The organism is Paraprevotella xylaniphila YIT 11841 (assembly GCF_900683745.1).
Lineage (GTDB): Bacteria > Bacteroidota > Bacteroidia > Bacteroidales > Bacteroidaceae > Paraprevotella > Paraprevotella xylaniphila.
In genome coordinates this window covers 3,008,759-3,026,182 of sequence record NZ_LR215980.1, presented here as the reverse complement: position 1 = coordinate 3,026,182, position 17,424 = coordinate 3,008,759, and the positions used below count along the sequence as shown (strand labels likewise).

15 protein-coding genes are annotated in these 17,424 nt (G+C 49.7%); 9 read left to right on the top strand and 6 right to left on the bottom strand.

The features are described from left to right. The first annotated feature begins 12 nt into the window (after nucleotides 1-12). The 6 genes from E0E47_RS12710 to E0E47_RS12685 all read left to right on the top strand — a co-directional run bounded on the left by E0E47_RS12710 (nucleotide 13) and on the right by E0E47_RS12685 (nucleotide 9,159). Nucleotides 13-1,389, top strand: coding sequence for an alkaline phosphatase (locus E0E47_RS12710; RefSeq protein WP_130894380.1), 1,377 nt, complete (start codon nucleotides 13-15; stop codon nucleotides 1,387-1,389). A 232-nt stretch (nucleotides 1,390-1,621) separates the two neighbouring features. After that, nucleotides 1,622-4,891, top strand: coding sequence for a SusC/RagA family TonB-linked outer membrane protein (locus E0E47_RS12705; protein ID WP_008629037.1), 3,270 nt, complete (start codon nucleotides 1,622-1,624; stop codon nucleotides 4,889-4,891). Between the two features lie 12 nt (nucleotides 4,892-4,903). Beyond that, nucleotides 4,904-6,367: a SusD/RagB family nutrient-binding outer membrane lipoprotein gene (locus E0E47_RS12700; RefSeq protein WP_021980150.1), complete on the top strand. Its 1,464-nt coding sequence runs from the start codon at nucleotides 4,904-4,906 to the stop codon at nucleotides 6,365-6,367. A gap of 18 nt (nucleotides 6,368-6,385) precedes the next feature. Continuing rightward, nucleotides 6,386-6,934: a hypothetical protein gene (locus E0E47_RS12695; protein ID WP_130893885.1), complete on the top strand. Its 549-nt coding sequence runs from the start codon at nucleotides 6,386-6,388 to the stop codon at nucleotides 6,932-6,934. Between the two features lie 6 nt (nucleotides 6,935-6,940). Further along, entirely contained in the window at nucleotides 6,941-8,374 is a 1,434-nt protein-coding gene (locus E0E47_RS12690; RefSeq protein WP_130893884.1) for a calcineurin-like phosphoesterase C-terminal domain-containing protein, read from the top strand. An 11-nt stretch (nucleotides 8,375-8,385) separates the two neighbouring features. Next, entirely contained in the window at nucleotides 8,386-9,159 is a 774-nt protein-coding gene (locus E0E47_RS12685; protein WP_008629031.1) for a glycerophosphodiester phosphodiesterase, read from the top strand. 8 nt (nucleotides 9,160-9,167) lie between these two features. Here E0E47_RS12685 and E0E47_RS12680 read toward each other — a convergent pair whose 3' ends face one another. Together E0E47_RS12680 and E0E47_RS12675 are read right to left on the bottom strand one after the other, a co-directional pair. Further along, nucleotides 9,168-10,100, bottom strand: a complete 933-nt coding sequence (locus E0E47_RS12680; protein ID WP_130893883.1) for a ComEA family DNA-binding protein — start codon at nucleotides 10,098-10,100, stop codon at nucleotides 9,168-9,170. Between the two features lie 7 nt (nucleotides 10,101-10,107). After that, nucleotides 10,108-11,466, bottom strand: coding sequence for a sodium-dependent transporter (locus E0E47_RS12675; protein ID WP_008629029.1), 1,359 nt, complete (start codon nucleotides 11,464-11,466; stop codon nucleotides 10,108-10,110). A gap of 82 nt (nucleotides 11,467-11,548) precedes the next feature. Between E0E47_RS12675 and E0E47_RS12670 the strand changes: the two genes are divergently transcribed. Continuing rightward, nucleotides 11,549-11,944, top strand: coding sequence for a VanZ family protein (locus E0E47_RS12670; protein ID WP_008629028.1), 396 nt, complete (start codon nucleotides 11,549-11,551; stop codon nucleotides 11,942-11,944). Nucleotides 11,945-11,971: 27 nt separating this feature from the next. On the opposite strand, the gene E0E47_RS12665 is transcribed toward E0E47_RS12670, so the two are convergent. From E0E47_RS12665 to prfB, 3 genes are read right to left on the bottom strand one after another with little or no spacing between them, the layout of a single operon-like run. Further along, nucleotides 11,972-12,448, bottom strand: coding sequence for a CYTH domain-containing protein (locus tag E0E47_RS12665; RefSeq protein WP_008629027.1), 477 nt, complete (start codon nucleotides 12,446-12,448; stop codon nucleotides 11,972-11,974). Continuing rightward, nucleotides 12,438-12,587 (bottom strand): hypothetical protein, encoded by a 150-nt coding sequence (locus tag E0E47_RS17370; protein ID WP_008616959.1) that lies wholly within the window; start codon nucleotides 12,585-12,587, stop codon nucleotides 12,438-12,440. Before E0E47_RS17370 ends, E0E47_RS12665 begins: the two co-directional genes overlap by 11 nt. 25 nt (nucleotides 12,588-12,612) lie before the next feature. Continuing rightward, nucleotides 12,613-13,725, bottom strand: coding sequence for a peptide chain release factor 2 (gene prfB, locus E0E47_RS12660; protein ID WP_008629026.1), 1,113 nt, complete (start codon nucleotides 13,723-13,725; stop codon nucleotides 12,613-12,615). Nucleotides 13,726-13,922: 197 nt separating this feature from the next. Between prfB and E0E47_RS17365 the strand changes: the two genes are divergently transcribed. Further along, entirely contained in the window at nucleotides 13,923-14,063 is a 141-nt protein-coding gene (locus tag E0E47_RS17365; protein WP_008629024.1) for a hypothetical protein, read from the top strand. 300 nt (nucleotides 14,064-14,363) lie between these two features. Here E0E47_RS17365 and E0E47_RS12655 read toward each other — a convergent pair whose 3' ends face one another. Then, nucleotides 14,364-16,220 (bottom strand): AMP-dependent synthetase/ligase, encoded by a 1,857-nt coding sequence (locus tag E0E47_RS12655; protein WP_008629022.1) that lies wholly within the window; start codon nucleotides 16,218-16,220, stop codon nucleotides 14,364-14,366. Nucleotides 16,221-16,339: 119 nt separating this feature from the next. On the opposite strand from E0E47_RS12655, the gene E0E47_RS12650 reads away from it, so the two are divergent. Beyond that, nucleotides 16,340-17,401, top strand: a complete 1,062-nt coding sequence (locus E0E47_RS12650) for a M20 family metallo-hydrolase (RefSeq protein WP_172604708.1) — start codon at nucleotides 16,340-16,342, stop codon at nucleotides 17,399-17,401. The last annotated feature ends 23 nt before the right edge of the window (nucleotides 17,402-17,424 follow it).

Below are 17,424 nucleotides of genomic sequence, written 5' to 3'. Positions count from 1 at the left end.
GCCGTCCTTTGTATGGCACTGGCCGTAATGGCTGAGGGCAAAGCCAAGTATGTATTTTATTTTATCGGTGACGGAATGGGAGTCAACCAAGTAAACGGAACGGAAACCTATATGGCTGCCGTGGAAGGGCGTATCGGAACATCACCGCTCTGCTTTGCACAATTTCCATACGTGGGGCTTGTCACGACGTATTCCGGTACGAACGGGGTAACCGATTCTGCCGCCGGAGGAACGGCCCTTGCTACCGGAAACAAAACGAAAAACGGAGCATTGGGCATCAAGTCCGACTTGACCACCCGCATCAATAGCATAGCCGCTTTGGCCAAATCAGAGGGGAAGGCCGTGGGCGTCACTACAAGCGTATCCGTGGATCATGCCACTCCCGCATCTTTCTATGCCCACGTAAAAGACCGGAACATGTATCATCAAATCGGCAAAGACCTCATAGCAGCCGGGTTCGATTTCTATGCCGGTTCCGATTTCCTGCAACCGGAAAACAATGAACTGAGCGGAAATAAGGACTTGTACACACAATGCCGGGAGGCCGGTTATACCATCGCACGCGGATATGCCGACTACCGTAAAAAGGCAAAAAAAGCCGATAAAATGCTCCTGTTGCAAACCGAAACGGCCAACAAGGCAGACCGTACCAGTATCCCCTACGCCATAGACCGTCAAAAGAATGACCTTACCTTACAGGATATTACTCGGGCAGCCATCCATTTCCTCAGCCAAAAGGATACGGACGGTTTCTTCTTGATGGTGGAAGGCGGAAAAATCGACTGGGCTTGCCACAGCAACGATGCGGCAACAGCTTTTAAAGAGGTTATAGACATGGACAATGCCATCAAAGTGGCATACGAGTTCTATGAACAGCATCCTGACGAAACGCTGATTATCATCACAGCCGACCACGAGACCGGAGGGATTGTTTTAGGAACAGGTAAGTACGAACTGCGTACCGACCTGCTGAAATACCAAAAACAAAGTGCGGGAGCCTTCAGTAAAATGATAGCCGCACAACACCAGAAAGAGGGCAAAAAGTTCACGTGGGATTTCGTACGCAAGCAGTTACAGGATAACTTCGGATTTTGGTCTCAAATACCATTGGATGAACGGGAAACGGAGCAACTCAAAAAAGCATACGAGAATTTCTGTGAAGGAGTGGCCAAAGACACGAAGACTTTGTATGAAAGCGAAAACATCATTGCCTCTACAGCACGGCAACTCATGGCTCGGAAAGCTATGGTAGGATGGCAAAGCGGAGGACATTCCAACGGCTATGTTCCGGTGTTTGCCATAGGAGCCGGTGCCGAAGAATTCACCGGACGTATCGACAACACGGAAATCCCTAAAAAGATAGCTGAAATAGCGGGCTACAAGGAATAAGGAAGACAAAACACACAACCTATAATAGAAAGAGAAGTAGAGGAAGGAGTTCCCCGTACTTCTCTTTTTTCTTTTTCAAATGTCATATATACCTGATTTTATTTGCATTAACAGGAATGACATAGCATTGCAACCAACATTTAAAACGAACGTTACAGTGTCTTAAAAAGACTTTAGTTCCTTTGCAGTGTATTTAGAAAACGACTCAAATACATATAGCAAATAGAAAAAAATGGAAACTAAAGTTTTAACGAATTTGAGCAAGAGTATGGCAATCCTGGCTATCAGCAGCCTGACGACCCATGCCATACAGGCTCAAAGCTTGGTGAGAGGTCAAGTGACGGACACAAAGGGTGAACCGTTAATGGGCGCCACTATCAAGGTAAAGAACAGCCAAGAAGGAGCCATCACGGACTTGGACGGGAAGTTTTCGTTCGAAAGCAAACGGACGCTGACAGCCAAGGACCGCCTGGAGGTGAAATATGTAGGTTTCAAGACACAAGAAATCGAATATTCCAATAAAGCCCTCCAAGTTCATTTGGAGGAAGACGCGGAAGAAATCAATGAGGTAGTGGTAACCGCATTGGGCATCAAGCGCGACGAGAAAGGCTTGGGATACGCCACAACGAAAGTGGAAGGCAGCCAAATCACCGGTACAATGCCGGCTAACTGGTCGTCGGCTCTGACAGGAAAAGTGGCCGGATTGAGCATCATCTCTTCCGGAGGACCTCTAAGTACTAGCCGGATATCCGTCCGAGGAGATGTTTCACTGAATGCGAATGGCAATAATGCTTTGGTAGTCGTAGACGGTGTTCCCCTGAGCAGCCCGATGACCAACCCGGGAATGGCCTACGGAGCCGGCGATGCAGCCGAACTCTCGGTTGACTACGGCAATGGTTTCTCAGACTTGAATCCGGAAGACATCGAAAGTATCCAGGTATTGAAAGGAGCCAGTGCCACAGCCTTGTACGGTTCGCGCGCAGCAAACGGTGTAATCATGGTAACGACCAAATCGGGAGCCGGTGCCAAGAAAGGGCTTGGCGTTTCTTATAGTGCCCACGTCAGTATGGATAACGTCATGCGCTGGCCCGACTATCAATATGAATTCGGACAAGGACAAGCCAAAAACATCGGTGCGGAAGGTACGGCATACGCCGGACAACATTACTATTCATACGGTGCCGGTCCGGACGGGACTCCCAGTACCGGTGGAACCAGCAGCGCATTCGGTCCGCGTTTCGAAGGACAGATGTTCTATCAATACTCTCCGGAGAACCAAGGCCGTGCCGATGCTGCGACTCCTTGGGTGGCTTACAAAGACAACCGGAAAGACCTGTTTCAAACAGGTTATACACTGACCAACTCCGTAGCGTTGACCGGAAAATCAGACCGGGGCAACCTGAGAGCCTCTATCACACATACCAAAAACGAATGGATATTGCCCAATACCGGCTTTCAACGCGTATCGGCCATGGTATCGGCAGCCCAACAAATCTCACGTGCTTTACGTGTCAACTTCAAAACGAGCTATACTTATCGTAAAATCAACAACACTCCCGCATTGGGATACAACAGTAATTCCATTGCCTACTTCCTCATCTTCCAGAATCCGAACGTGAACCTGGACTGGTTGCGCCCCATGTGGAAAAAAGGGCAGGAAGGACTTGAACAGTTGCAGCCTTACAGCAGCTACATCGGTAATCCCTTTGTCACGCTGTATGAAGCAGAGAACCCTTCGGAAAAGCATAACGTCGTCTCTACCGTATCGGCCAACCTGAAGCTAAGCAGCAAGTTCGACTTCATGATACGTTCCGGCATACAACTCTCGGCCGACCAACGCGAACAGCATCGCCCCATCAGCGACGTGGTATTCCGCAACGGGTTCTTTAAAAAAGAAAACGTTTTCGACTACGAATTGAATAGCGACGCCTTGTTGACCTATCATGATTCATACGACGGAGGATTCCACCTCAATGCTTCCGTAGGAGGCAACATGATGCAACAACGTTATGACTTACTGTCGGCTTCCGTCAACGGACTTATTACCCCCGGTGTGTACAAGCTGTCTAACGGAATCTCTAACCCGAACGTCGTGAATACCATCCGACGGAAAGCTTTGAACAGCCTTTATTTCACCGCCAACCTATCCTGGCAGTCCAAACTGTTCCTCGATGTGACAGGACGCAACGACTGGTCGTCTACCCTTCCCCGTAACCACCGTTCTTTCTTCTATCCTTCGGTCAGCGCCAGTGCCGTCATGAATGAATTATTTGCCCTGCCCGACCCCGTCAGTTTCTTTAAGCTCAGGGCTTCTTTTGCCCAAGTAGGTAACGACACCGACCCTTATAAGACCTCCGCTTACTACGACAACAGCAATTTTCCGGGGGCGGCCGAAGTGGCTTCCACTTTATACAATCAAGACTTTAAACCTGAAATCTCGACGAACTACGAGGCCGGCTTCGACTTCCGTATGTTCGACAATCGAATAGGTGTAGACTTCTCGTTTTACTATAATCGCACTAAAAACCAAATTTTGGATGCTCCTCTCGACCCGACCACAGGATACAGCCGCGGCACAATCAATTCCGGCTGCGTCCGTAACAGGGGATATGAATTGGAAATCACGGCCACGCCGGTCCTGACACGCGACTTCCGATGGAACACGACGCTCACATGGTCGAAGAATGACAATAAAATACTTTCACTGGCTGAAGGAGCAGACGAAAACCAGGTCATCAGCACTGTGGGAACCGCATCCATCATCGGACGCGTAGGAGGTACCACAGGAGATTTATGGGGCTACAAACTGGTACGCGACCCCGAGGGCAACGTGATTATCGGAGACAACGGCTTACCCGAACAAGCCGACGAAATCGAATATGTAGGTACAGCCTATGCCGACTGGAAAGCCGGATGGTATAATGAGTTCTCTTATAAAGGCTTTAAATTAGGAATCCTGCTTGACGGACAAGTAGGCGGTACAATCTACAGCATGTCATTCCACAAAATGATGGAACAAGGCAAACTCACACAATCCCTGAACGGACGCCTTCCGGGCACGGAGTATTATATGGATGCCAACGACCCGCGCATTGCAGCCGCCGGCTACACGCCCCAAAGCGGAATGTACATGATAGCACCGGGCGTGGTACGGAATGACGACGGAACGTTCTCGCCCAACACGAAAGTGGTAACTATCGAAAGTTTTTATAAGGAGTATTATCGGAGAGCCAATGTAGAAACCAACTCGTTCGATGCCTCTTTCTTGAAAATCAGAGAAATCCGATTGGAATACGAACTCCCTAAGAAAGTCTTGGAAAAATCTCCATTCTCAAAAGCCTCGATAGCCGTATACGGACGCAATCTGTGGTGTTTCACTGACTATCCTCTCTTCGACCCGGAATCCGTAGCCTTGGATGGCAGTTCCATGGTATCCGGTATAGAAACAGGCTCGCTGCCTACTACAAGAACTTTCGGCTTCAACCTCAATCTTACTTTCTAAAGAACAAAAACAATGAAAAGAACGAATCTTTTAAGAAATATCACACTCGGAATGGTATTAAGCGGCTTTGCCTGCTCGTCATGTACCGACTTCGATGAACTGAATACAGACCCCACACGTATGGAAAAGGTGAATCCCGGCACTCTGCTCGACCCGATTCTTTACGACATGGGCACTTATAACTGGAACCGCTATTACGACTACACATTTCCTTTGATGCAATGTCTCGTAAGCAATAACGGCACAAGCGGGGTCGGATGGTGGAACATGACAGACTCCCGGGGCGACGGAACATGGAACACCTACTACAAATGGATCAACAATGCCAAAGAAATCCAACGGCTCAATGCCCAACTGGCTTCCCCAGAACCGAACTACGAGGCTGTATCCCTCACCTTGCAAAGCTGGATGTACGGCATATTGGCCGATGCTTTCGGTGACATTCCCATGTCGGAAGCCTGTTCGGCCGACCAAGGTATTCTTGCTCCCCGGTTCGACCGGCAAGAACAAGCCTACCGGCAAATCCTCGACAATCTGAAAACGGCCAACAGTTTGTTCGACACAGAAAGCGGACTCGTGTACAACACTTCCGGAGACATGCTTTACAGCACTACCGACGGAGAAGGCATCAAGAAATGGCAGAAATTCTGTAATTCGCTCCGCATGCGTACCTTGACCCGGCTCTTGGATGCAGAAGGTTTTAACGCACAAGCCGAATTACAAGAAATGTACAATAATCCGGCTACGTATCCCGTATTCGAATCTAATGACGATGCTGCCATGTTGGGCATCTCGGGGGTATTCCCTGAAGAGGCACCCATGGCACGCCCTCAAGATTTCACTTCATACGTCAACTTATCTGAATTCTTCATCGACCTGCTCAACTCTTGGAATGACCCGCGCCTGCCGGTATTTGCCACCCAAGTGGAACAGGAAGACGGTACCAAAGCCTACGTGGGACTTCCCAGTGGTTATCTGACTCTACCGGCCATAACAGCTTCCCTCCCCAACCAAAGCATGGCAAAGGCTCCTATGGAGCTTACCTTGATGTCGTACGCAGAAGTGGAATTCATCAAGGCAGAATTGTTCCAAAAAGGAATCCTCCCCGGAGGTGCCACAGAAGCTGAAACCGCTTACAAGAAAGGTGTACAGGCTTCTGTGGAACAGTGGAACGCCACACTCCCCGCCGATTATTTCGACAATCCCCAAGCCCGATACGACGGTTCCTTGGAGCGTATCATGAATCAAAAGTTCGTGGCCTTGTATTTCTGCGACTATCAACAATGGTTCGAATACAACCGCACGGGGTATCCGGTTCTTCCCGTAGGAGAAGGCATACAAATCAGCCACAACCAAATGCCTCGAAGGTTTAAATATCCGGCCGCCGTGCAACGTACCAATATGGCAAACTACCAGGAAGCCAAAAAAAACATGGGCGGCGATGAGTTTTCCATCAAATTGATTTGGCAGAAGTAAAGCAAAACATAGAAGAACATGAAAAAAATTATTGTAGCAATAGCTGTTTGCTGCTGCGCAGGAACAGTCCCCGTAGAAGCCCGTCCGGAAAACCATACGGAAACAGCCGTCTCCACGTCCCATCCGGAAAAAAGAAACACCGAGAGTAAAGAAGCGTCAGGCACGGAGTTTGTATTCGACATATATGGCGACATTCCCGTAGTAAAAGTAGTTTTCGAATCCGACCACTTCCTCGGAGAGGGTATCGCTAAAAAATGGGACACTTTCGTCCATAACTATACTCACGAATACGACATGTCCGTCGGTTTCTCCGACACATCGGTAGAAATAGTCAAACCGGCGGTATACAAAGCCGTCAACAAGGTGAATAAATATTATAAGAAAGCCGTCAACAAAAATCAGATTAGCCGCGATGCCGCCATCACCAACATGGCCCATATCCTGGACTGCGCCAACGTAATCTGCTTCGAACAAGACACCCAAACCTTAGAGCAAGCTTTGCGCTCGGCCGACCGACCGGAAGCAATCATCGCCCTATTCGATAAAGTAAAACTCAGAAAACATTAAAAAGCTATGAAACGTAACTATAAACATATCCTATTCCCGTTTGTTTTATGCGGACTGATGGCTGCCCAGACCTCGGCAGCCCCGGGAATCGTCAAAGGCCGTATCACCGACACCCAAGGAAAACCCGTAGCCCAAGTAGTCGTGACGGACGGACGTAATTTCACTACGACCGATGGCACGGGACATTACCGCATGGAAAGCGATGCAGAACGCCAACCGTTGGTTTACATCTCAACCCCATCTGCCTACAAGTTACCGGCAACCGACGGAATTGCTGACAGGTTCTACCAATTCCAAAAAGCGGATTCGCAAGAAAACACCTGTAATTTCACGCTTGAACCACGGGAAACCCCTACCCGCCGGTTTGTGTACATTGCCATTTCCGACCCTCAAGTGAAAACCGACGCCCATCTCGACCGTTTCCGGAAAGAAACCGTTCCCGACCTGAAATGCACTGTGGATTCTTTCAAAGGACAAGAAGTGGTAGGCATGGCCGTGGGAGATTTGGTCTGGGATGCCATGAACCTGGTAGAACCATATAAAGAATGTGTTTCCCACTTGGGACTGACGATGTTCCAAGCCATCGGAAATCATGATTTCAACCTTAAGTATGCCGATATGGAACGCACGGCAGTTCCGGAATCGGGTTATGGAGAAGCCGATTACCACAAAGCATTCGGCCCTACCGATTACTCTTTCAACATCGGCCAGGTACATGTCGTAACCATGAAAGACATAGACTACCAAGGCGGAAAGAAATACAAAGAAGCTTTTTCTCCGGCCCAACTGGCATGGTTGAAAAAGGATTTGAGCTACGTGCCCAAAGGCAGCCTCGTGTTCCTCAACCTGCACGCACCTACTTCCAATACAACGGCAGAGGGCAGTGGAAACACAAGTAATACATCAGAGTTGTTGGACATTCTCAAAGATTACCAGGTACATATATTTGCCGGCCATACCCACTTCTACGAAAACGCACAACCTGCGGCTAACATCTACGAGCACAACATAGGAGCCGCCTGCGGAGCGTGGTGGGCCGGACACGTGAACCGTTGCGGGGCTCCCAACGGATACCTTATAGTAGAGGTAGACGACAAAAACGTGAAATGGCACTACAAAGCTACCGGGAAACCCTCTGACTACCAATTCCGCACCTATAAGCCGGGAGAATTCAAGAGCCAACCGAAACAAGTCGTGGCCAACATCTGGGACTGGGATCCGGACTGGAAAGTAGAATGGTTCGAAGACGGAAAACCGAAAGGCCCGATGCAGCCATTCGAAGATGAAGACCAGGACTTCATCACAATGAAAAACGGAAAAGCAGAAGGCTACCACACCCGCCATCTTTTCCGTGCCCAACCTTCCACGTCGGCCCGAACCATCACGGTCAAAGCGACTAACCGTTTTCATGAAAACTACACACAACAAATCGAACTATAAGCCTGATAAAAATGAACATCTATCAAAAAACCATTGCTACAGCCTGTCTTTGCCTCGCCGCACTAAGCATCCAGGCACAGACTCAAGTCATCGCCCATCGAGGTTATTGGAAAGCCGAAGGTTCGGCACAAAACTCATTGGCCTCTTTAAGAAAAGCGGCCGAAGCGAAAGTCTACGGGAGTGAATTCGACGTACAAATGACTGCCGACGGCATCGTGGTTGTCAATCATGACAATACCATCGGTTCGACAGCCATATCCCGGGCTACTTACGAGCAAATCAAAGAGAGCAAACTCAAAAACGGGGAGACGTTACCCACTTTGCAAGCTTATTTAGAGGAAGGACGCAAGCTGAAAGACCTGCAGCTTATTCTTGAAATCAAGAAGAACAAAAACAAAGAACATGAAGACCAAGCCGTGAAAACCATCGTAAAAATGGTAAAAGACATGGGAATGGAAAAACAAACGGAATACATCTCTTTCAGCCTGAACGTATGCGAACAGTTAGTCAAAGCCACCAACGGAGCCTCCGAGATATTCTACATCAACGGAGACCTCTCGCCCCAGGAAGCCAAGGCCAAAGGTTTCACCGGCATAGACTATAATTTCAAGGTGTTCGACCAACATCCCGAATGGGTAGAAGAAGCGCATCGTTGCGGTCTGAAAGTAAATGCCTGGACGACGAACAAAGAAGAAGACCTGAAAAGAATGCGCGACCTGGGAGTAGATTTTGTCACGACCGACCACCCCGTAGAGGCCATACGACTCATGAAAGAAAAATCATAGCGGACGAATCATTCCTCAAAACTCACATAAGGCTGCAGGCGTTCCAAATCGGAAGGGGAAAACTCCTCGTACAACGACAACGCTTGCAGCTTTTTTATCGGCCCGTATTTACGGCGATGCTCCACTATCACCCGGCTCTGATAGAAATTCAAATAGGGATGACGGCGCAAGACTTCTACCGACATCCGGTTGACCTGCAACGGACGATGTACGGCCGGAGATACCGTAAACCATCTTCCGATGTTTTCAGGCAACTCCCCCATCTCCTTCAGTTGAGCCACAGACACAAAACCGCCCAAACGGTTGCGATAGTCCACAATCCGCCTCGCATAATAAGAGCCGATACCGGGAATCTTCTTCAATGTAGCCGTATCGGCCGTGTTCAGTTCCACCCGTATGCCTTCCGGGAATTTCTCTTGCCGTGGAGGGAGTTCCACGGTGTCTGTTCCCGGCAGACCGTGAGGGTACAAGTCCGACATCAACTTATACTTATCAGCGATACGGATATAAGGCAACAGCCTTTCGTAGTCTCCTTTTGTCAGTCCGTAAAGTTTGGAAAAATCTTCCGGACGGTGGTAACGTCCGCCACGTGCCCGGTATTTATAAATATTGCGCACTTGCCATGGCGACAAGCCCAAACGGAGCAAAGCGGTGGAATCAGCCGTATTGGGGTCGAAAAAGAATGTAGCCGGTTTCGCCTTAACAGGTTGTCCATAGGTTGGCCCGCTACGTACGACTACCACGGTATCCGGTTTCAATCCGGCAAAAAAGCGTTCATAAACCAACGAGTCTCCGCTGTCTTCTTTCACCGGTGTCCGACGGTCGAACCACAAGAAAAAAGAAGTGGATAACACAATCCCCATCAATACGCCCGCCAACAGCAAGACCGCCCTTCTGTCCGCTTTCGAAAAATAGAAGAGATTACGCCACGTCCGCCTCATTTTCCGGTCATTTGAACAATTCGTTTACAAAAATGGAAGCAATGGCCACTGGGGCCACAAATTTCAACAGAAAGATATAGAAGCCGAAAAACGGTATCCGGAGCTTCCCCCAATCCGTCACTTCCTCCCGCACGATCCTACGGTCAAGATACCAACCGGTAAAGATAGAAATGAACATCCCGCCCAAAGGCAGCATCAGCTTGGCTGTGACAAAATCGAAAAGATCAAAAATAGTCATTCCTCCCAAACGGATTCCGTTCAACAGCCCGAAAGACAAAGCGCAAAATACCCCCAACGTCATACAAACCAAGGTCACCACGGTGGCAGCTTTCTTACGGGAAAGTTTAAAACGCTCGTGCAGATAGGCTGTAGCCACTTCATGCAAAGAAATGGTGGAAGTCAGCGCTGCCAACACCAACAATACGTAAAACATGAGCGAAAAGATATAGCCCACCCACGGTACACTCTTGAAAGCCAACTGGAACACATTGGGCAAAGTGACAAACACCAATCCCGGACCGGCATCGGGCGACAGCCCCGGAACAGAATAGACTGCCGGAAAAATGATGAAACCGGCCAACACGGCCACAAACGTGTCTATCAACGCCACGCTTCCGGCTGTCTTTACCAGATTGGCATCACGCGTAAAATAGGAAGCATACGTACAAAGACATCCCATGCCGACACTCATGGAAAAGAAAGCCTGCCCCATGGCATCGAGCACCACCTTGCCGTCTACCTTACTGAAATCGGGACGCAACAGGAAAGCCAACCCCTCGGACGAACCGGGCATGGAGAAAGAACAAACCACCAAGACACAAATAATCAACAGCAGCAACGGCATCATGACTTTGGAGAACTTCTCTATGCCGTCTTTCACCCCCCGGACGATGACGACATGTGTCAACAGGATAAAAGCCGCCATATAGAGTACAGGTTTCCAAGGACTGCCGACAAAGTCATTGAAGAAAAGCGTATAGTCCTTGCTCCCGGAAAGCCGCCCCGTAGCCGATGTCACCATATACTCCAATGTCCATCCGGCCACTACGCCATAATATCCCAAGATAAGAAAAGCTGCCACGACCCCCATCATACCGACCCATTTCCAATGTGTGCCCGGTGCCAACACTTCGTATGCCCCTCCCGTATTGGCCCGTGAACGGCGACCGATAAGAAACTCGGAAACCATCACCGGTATGCCCAGAAACATCACACACAGGATATAAACCAAAATAAAGGCAGCCCCGCCGTTCTCGCCCACTTCGCAAGGAAAACGCCAGATGTTCCCCAGCCCGACAGCCGACCCGGCCGAAGCCAATATGATCCCGATCTTACTTCCAAAATTCACTCTTTCATTTGCCGACATAAGCCCGTTCTTAAAAATTAGACCTGTAATGCCGACAAAAGTACGAAAAAAGAATTATTTTTGCAGATAAATTGTTATTTATATGACGCACGAACTAACAAAATGGATAAGAAGACATCCAATTAGCGTTATCCTCATTCTCGTAATCTGGTATCTCTCGCTGTTTACCCCACCCAAGACCGAACTGGCCAACGTACGCTTTATTGACAAGTGGGCGCACTTGTTGATGTATGGTTCGTTGGCATTTGTCTTATGGATGGAAGACTGGCGTGTGCGGAAGGCTTCCCCCTCCATGCCATGTGCCCTTGCCCTCTATATAGGACCGGTAGCCATGAGCGGACTCATCGAATTGGCACAAGCCTACTGCACCACCGACCGGAGCGGCGACTGGCTCGACTTGGCCGCCAATGCCATAGGAGCATTGGCCGGCATTGTCCTCAGCGGCATGCTCACCCGGAAAATGCGCAAGAAAGCATAGCTCGCCGCACGCTACGCCTTCGCACCCCTATCCTTCCCGCCAAAGTTTATACGGATAAGTACGAAGGTGGGAATTGTAGTAACGGCGATCGCCTGTGACTTCCCGTCCAATGAAACCGGGCTTTTCAAAAGCTTCTTGTTCGTCGGAAAGTTCCACCTCGGCCATAATCAGCCCTTCGTTGTCGCCATAGAACTCATCGACCTCGAACACGTGCCGCCCCGACCGCACAAGGTAACGCGTCTTGTCGATTACACCCGGTTCGCACAACCTCATCAGGTCTTCCGCGTCCTGCAAGGGTACTTCCGTCTCGAATTCATAACGCGAGATGCCCGCTTCATTCGAACGGCCTTTTATCGTGAGATACCCCTTGTCGTCGCGAATACGGACACGCACCGTAGCCTTCCCCACCGTAGAAATATAGCCCTGCCGGATACGGCTGCTACTGTATGCCTGCGACTTGAAGTCACCCGTGACCAGAAACTTACGTTCTATTTCAAAACTCATTTCCCATGATGGCGAAAGCAATGATACCCAAGACAATCAGCACCGCCAAGGCACCGATCAAAGCTCCCATTGCGCGTTTCTGCTTCTTCTCTTCACGGGCGGCACGAGCGGCACGTCTCATTTGTTTTTTCACACTCATAGTCGTATCGTTTTAAAGGTAAAACTCATTCTCCTCCGGCAAACTCCATCAGATAGGACTTGATGAAGCCATCCAATTTCCCATCCATCACCCCGTTCACGTCCGATGTCTGGTAATTCGTACGGTGGTCTTTCACACGACGGTCGTCGAACACGTAACTGCGTATCTGGCTCCCCCACTCGATTTTCTTCTTTCCGGCCTCGATTTCAGCCTGTTTGGCCTTACGTTTCTGCAAGGCACGGTCGTAGAGCTGCGACTTCAAAAGGCGCATGGCATTCTCGCGGTTCTCCAACTGCTTGCGGCTTTCCGTGTTTTCGATGAGGATTTCTTCTTCCTCGCCCGTATCGGGATCTTTATATTGGTAGCGCAAGCGCACGCCGGTCTCCACCTTGTTGACGTTCTGTCCGCCGGCACCTCCGGAACGGAACAAGTCCCATGACACACGGGAAGGATCCACATACACTTCTATGGAATCGTCCACCAAAGGTGTCACGAACACCGACGCAAACGAAGTCATGCGCTTGCCCTGCGCATTGTAAGGCGACACACGCACCAAACGATGCACGCCATTCTCCGATTTCAGGTAGCCGTAGGCAAACTCGCCCTCGATTTGCATGGTCACCGTCTTGATACCGGCCTCATCGCCGTCCTGATAGTTGCTAATGGTACATTTATAACCATGGGATTCCGCCCAACGCATGTACATGCGCATCAGCATCGACGCCCAGTCCTGACTTTCCGTACCTCCGGCACCGGAATTGATTTTCAGCACCGCGTCCATCGGGTCTTCCTCCTGCCGCAACATATTGCGCAGCTCAAGGTCTTCAAGGGCATCCACCGTACGACTGTACAATCCGTCCACCTCTTCTTCGGTAACCATCTCTTCCTTGTAGAAATCAAAAGCAAGTTCCAACTCATCGCACAGCGTCTTGACCTCCTTATAACCGTCAATCCACTTCTGCAAGCCCTTTACTTTTTTCATCTGTTCTTCCGCAGCCTTGGCATCGTCCCAAAACCCCGGAGCCTGTGTGCGGAGCTGCTCTTCCTCCACTTGGATTTTCTTGTTTTCAATATCCAGATAGCGGTAAAGCGCCTCAGTACGCGTCTTAATATCTTTCAGTTGCTCAATGGTTATCATAAACTCAAAACTTTATCACAAAGATAGATATAAAAAACCAAAAATCTTATCTATTCCACCCAAAAATAAAAAAGGACAAGCATAGACAAAGGTATGCAGCCCCCCCCAAATCTGCCATTTTGTCAGTTTTCATCGTCCGAGAATCGCTTATTTGAGGGCATCCGCGTCCTTACCCGTCTATAAACGAATCTCAAAGCATGCCTTTTTATCAAACCGTCGGTCGTTCGTCCATCCGGCTTGACAAAAGAAACCGTATTTCCGTCAACCTGCGGCAATGTCGCCACCGGGATGATTCCATTTCGTCCCTCTGCACGACTATCTGTTTCGGATTTTTGTAATCGAAAAACAGGCTAATAAAGAAAAAATACCCCAAAACAAGAGGTATTTATACCCTTTTAAGCCCCCTTATTCTGCGTCGTACTGAGAACATGCGAAAAACATGCTGAGAACAAAAAATCGCTTTCAGCCAAACGATTTTTTGTTCTCAGCACAATGATTTGCATATATACCGTATATTTGCATTTTCAGTCCTGAAAAGCCGTATTTTTATACAAGATTTCTTTCCAGAACGATACTTCTTATCCTTTTTTAGTCTGTGAATGTTCTCAAAACTCTGCCATAATGGCAGAGTTTTACACTCAGACAGAAGGAGTCACCGGTGGCGGACAAGGAACTTCCGGCGGCGTATCCTCCACGTACATGGCTTCTATCTCGGCCGCGTAGTTACGGTTCACCACCGGACGTTTCACCTTCAACGTATTGGTCAGCTCTCCTTTTTCCATGCTGAACGGCTCTGGCAGCAACGTGATGCGCTTCACCTGTTCATAATGGGCAAACTCTTGCTGCAAGGTATTGATACGGAAGAGCAACATCTTGTTGATGTCGGCATTCCGGCACAAATCCGCCGTATCGGCATACCGGATATGATGGCGTTCGGCAAACTCCTTCAACAAGTTGTATTCGGGAACGATAAGCGCCGATACGAATTTACGTTGGTCGGCAATCACTACTATCTGGTCGATGTAACGGTCCACCACCAGTTTCGACTCTATCATCTGCGGGGCAATGTACTTCCCGTTAGAGGTCTTGAACAAGTCTTTAATCCGGTCGGTGAGGAACAACTCACCGTTCTTGAGATAACCGGCATCGCCGGTATGGAACCATCCGTCCTCGTCGATGGCCGCACGGGTCGCCTCATCCTTCCGGTAATATCCTTTGGTTATGGATGTTCCGCGCAGCAGTATCTCATTGTCGTCACCGAACTTCAGCTGCAATCCTCCGATAATACGCCCCACGGACCCTATCGTCTTGGTTTGCCCCTTCCGGTCGCAAGAGACAGTGGCCGTGGACTCCGTCAACCCGTAACCGGCCACCATGTTGATGCCGGCCGAATGGACGAATTCTTCCACAACCGGTGGAATGGCAGCCCCGGCAGTAGGGAAAAAGTTGGCGTTCTCAAAACCCAAGGTCCGTTTTAAAAGAGCGATTACGGTTTTCTCGAAAAACGTATACCGCAGCCTCAGTGAAACGGGAGGAATCAGACCGCGCATCTTATAATGCACGTTATATGCCTTGCCCACCTGAAGTGCTTCATGCAACAACTTACGCTGTACGGGATTGCTCCGCCTTATCTTCTCCTGCACGCCGGCATATACTTTCTCCCAAAAACGGGGTACGGCACACATGCACGTCGGATGCACTTCCTGCAACGACTGCAACACGTCGGCAGGCCGCAGATTGACGGCCAACTGCGCACCTTCGGACAGGCAAAGGTAAGACCATGCCCGTTCAAACACATGGGTGAAAGGAAGGAAGTTCAACACGACATCCTTTTCCCCAAGCGTCAGGACCGCGTCGTTGGCGATAATCGCATCATGATACATCCGGTGGCTCAGCATCACCCCCTTGCTGGCCCCCGTGGTGCCCGAAGTATAAAGTATATTGGCCAAGTCGTCCATCCGAAGTTCGGCCGCACGCCGCTTCAACTCCTCATTCTCTTCATGTCCGGCACCGGCTTGCAGGAAATCCTCAAAATAGACCGACACCGTGTCCTGAGGATTCTTTACCACGGAAGAGTCGAAAATAATCAGTTTCTGGAGCGTCGGACAATGGGGCATGCTACGGAAAGCAATGTCATATTGGTACTGTTCGCCGACAAACACATAACGAACCCCGGCATCGTTCACCATGTAAACCACCTGGCTCTCCGAACTGGTAGCGTAAAACGGTATCGTGACGGCCCGCACGCCGTAAGCCCCGAAATCCACGTACAAGCATTCGGGCATGTTCTGCGAAAAAACAGCCAGATTCTCCTGCACATCCACCCCCAAGGCCAACAGGGATGCAGATACTTTCCGTACGACTTCCGAAAACCGGTTCCAGGAAACCGGCACCCACACATTCTTTTCATAATCGCGATAGCTCATGGCCGTTCTGTCGCCATAACGTTTGGCCTGTTCATGGACGAGCACTGAGAAAAGACTTGTATTCAGCATAATCTTGACTTTTTAATATCTACAAAGTTATGGTTTTAAATGAAACGATGTACAAGAAAACCTCAAAATATTTAATTTTTCTCCAAAATACCTTAACTTTGCCTCAAAGAAACACAATTATGGACATTGAAGCATTGACACAGGAAGCCATCGGCCTGCTCGAACGGATGATAAGCCTTCCCTCCGTAAGCAGGGAAGAAAAGGAAGTGGCCGACTTATTGGAAAATTTCATGAAAGAACGGGGCAAAACGCCTTGCCGTACAGGACATAATCTTTGGTGCATCTCGCCGTTTTACCGGACCGGGCGCCCCACCCTCTTGTTGAACGCACATATCGACACCGTGAAACCGGCTGCAAGTTGGACGCGAGACCCGTTCCGCCCTACAAGGGAAGGCGAACGTATTTACGGATTAGGCACGAACGACGACGGAGCCAGCGTGGTCGCTTTGTGGCAGGCTTTTTGCACATTATCCGGTAAAGAACAACCCTACAACCTCATCTTCTTAGCCTCGTGCGAGGAAGAAGTCTCGGGAAAGAACGGTATAGAATCCGTGCTCCCCCTGTTGCCGCACATCGACTTGGCCTTGGTGGGCGAACCCACCGGCATGCAACCGGCCATCGCCGAAAAAGGGCTGATGGTATTGGATGTCACGGCCCACGGCAAGTCGGGACACGCGGCACGTAACGAAGGGGAAAACGCCATTTACAAAGCCATGAAAGACATGGAGTGGTTCAGGACGTACCGGTTCCCGAAGACTTCACCGCTCTTGGGAGACGTGAAAATGAGCGTGACGGTCGTCCATGCCGGCACGCAACACAACGTCGTGCCAGACCAGTGCGCTTTCACCGTAGACGTGCGCAGCAATGAGAACTACTCCAACGAAGAAATCTACCGGACAGCCTGCGCCCATACGGACAGTGAAGTGAAAGCCCGCTCTTTCCGCCTGAATTCTTCGCGCATAGACGAGAACCATCCCATTGTGGCCAAAGCCAAAGTTTTGGGACGCACACCTTTCGGATCGCCTACGCTCTCCGACCAGGCGCTGATGCACTTCCCGTCTTTGAAAATGGGGCCGGGCGAATCCTCACGTTCCCACACGGCGGACGAATACATCACCGTAACGGAAATCCGGGAAGCCATAGCCTTATACATCGAGCTGTTGGACGGCCTACAGATATAAAGAAAGATTTGCGGCTCCGGCTG

Excerpts from the sequence above, each read along its gene's own strand:
- E0E47_RS12710 (WP_130894380.1), top strand. The coding sequence starts at position 13 with ATGGCACTGGCCGTAATGGCTGAGGGCAAAGCCAAGTATGTATTTTAT.
- E0E47_RS12705 (WP_008629037.1), top strand. The coding sequence starts at position 1,622 with ATGGAAACTAAAGTTTTAACGAATTTGAGCAAGAGTATGGCAATCCTG.
- E0E47_RS12700 (WP_021980150.1), top strand. The coding sequence starts at position 4,904 with ATGAAAAGAACGAATCTTTTAAGAAATATCACACTCGGAATGGTATTA.
- E0E47_RS12695 (WP_130893885.1), top strand. The coding sequence starts at position 6,386 with ATGAAAAAAATTATTGTAGCAATAGCTGTTTGCTGCTGCGCAGGAACA.
- E0E47_RS12690 (WP_130893884.1), top strand. The coding sequence starts at position 6,941 with ATGAAACGTAACTATAAACATATCCTATTCCCGTTTGTTTTATGCGGA.
- E0E47_RS12685 (WP_008629031.1), top strand. The coding sequence starts at position 8,386 with ATGAACATCTATCAAAAAACCATTGCTACAGCCTGTCTTTGCCTCGCC.
- E0E47_RS12680 (WP_130893883.1), bottom strand. The coding sequence starts at position 10,100 with ATGAGGCGGACGTGGCGTAATCTCTTCTATTTTTCGAAAGCGGACAGA.
- E0E47_RS12675 (WP_008629029.1), bottom strand. The coding sequence starts at position 11,466 with ATGTCGGCAAATGAAAGAGTGAATTTTGGAAGTAAGATCGGGATCATA.
- E0E47_RS12670 (WP_008629028.1), top strand. The coding sequence starts at position 11,549 with ATGACGCACGAACTAACAAAATGGATAAGAAGACATCCAATTAGCGTT.
- E0E47_RS12665 (WP_008629027.1), bottom strand. The coding sequence starts at position 12,448 with ATGAGTTTTGAAATAGAACGTAAGTTTCTGGTCACGGGTGACTTCAAG.
- E0E47_RS17370 (WP_008616959.1), bottom strand. The coding sequence starts at position 12,587 with ATGAGTGTGAAAAAACAAATGAGACGTGCCGCTCGTGCCGCCCGTGAA.
- prfB (WP_008629026.1), bottom strand. The coding sequence starts at position 13,725 with ATGATAACCATTGAGCAACTGAAAGATATTAAGACGCGTACTGAGGCG.
- E0E47_RS17365 (WP_008629024.1), top strand. The coding sequence starts at position 13,923 with ATGCCTTTTTATCAAACCGTCGGTCGTTCGTCCATCCGGCTTGACAAA.
- E0E47_RS12655 (WP_008629022.1), bottom strand. The coding sequence starts at position 16,220 with ATGCTGAATACAAGTCTTTTCTCAGTGCTCGTCCATGAACAGGCCAAA.
- E0E47_RS12650 (WP_172604708.1), top strand. The coding sequence starts at position 16,340 with ATGGACATTGAAGCATTGACACAGGAAGCCATCGGCCTGCTCGAACGG.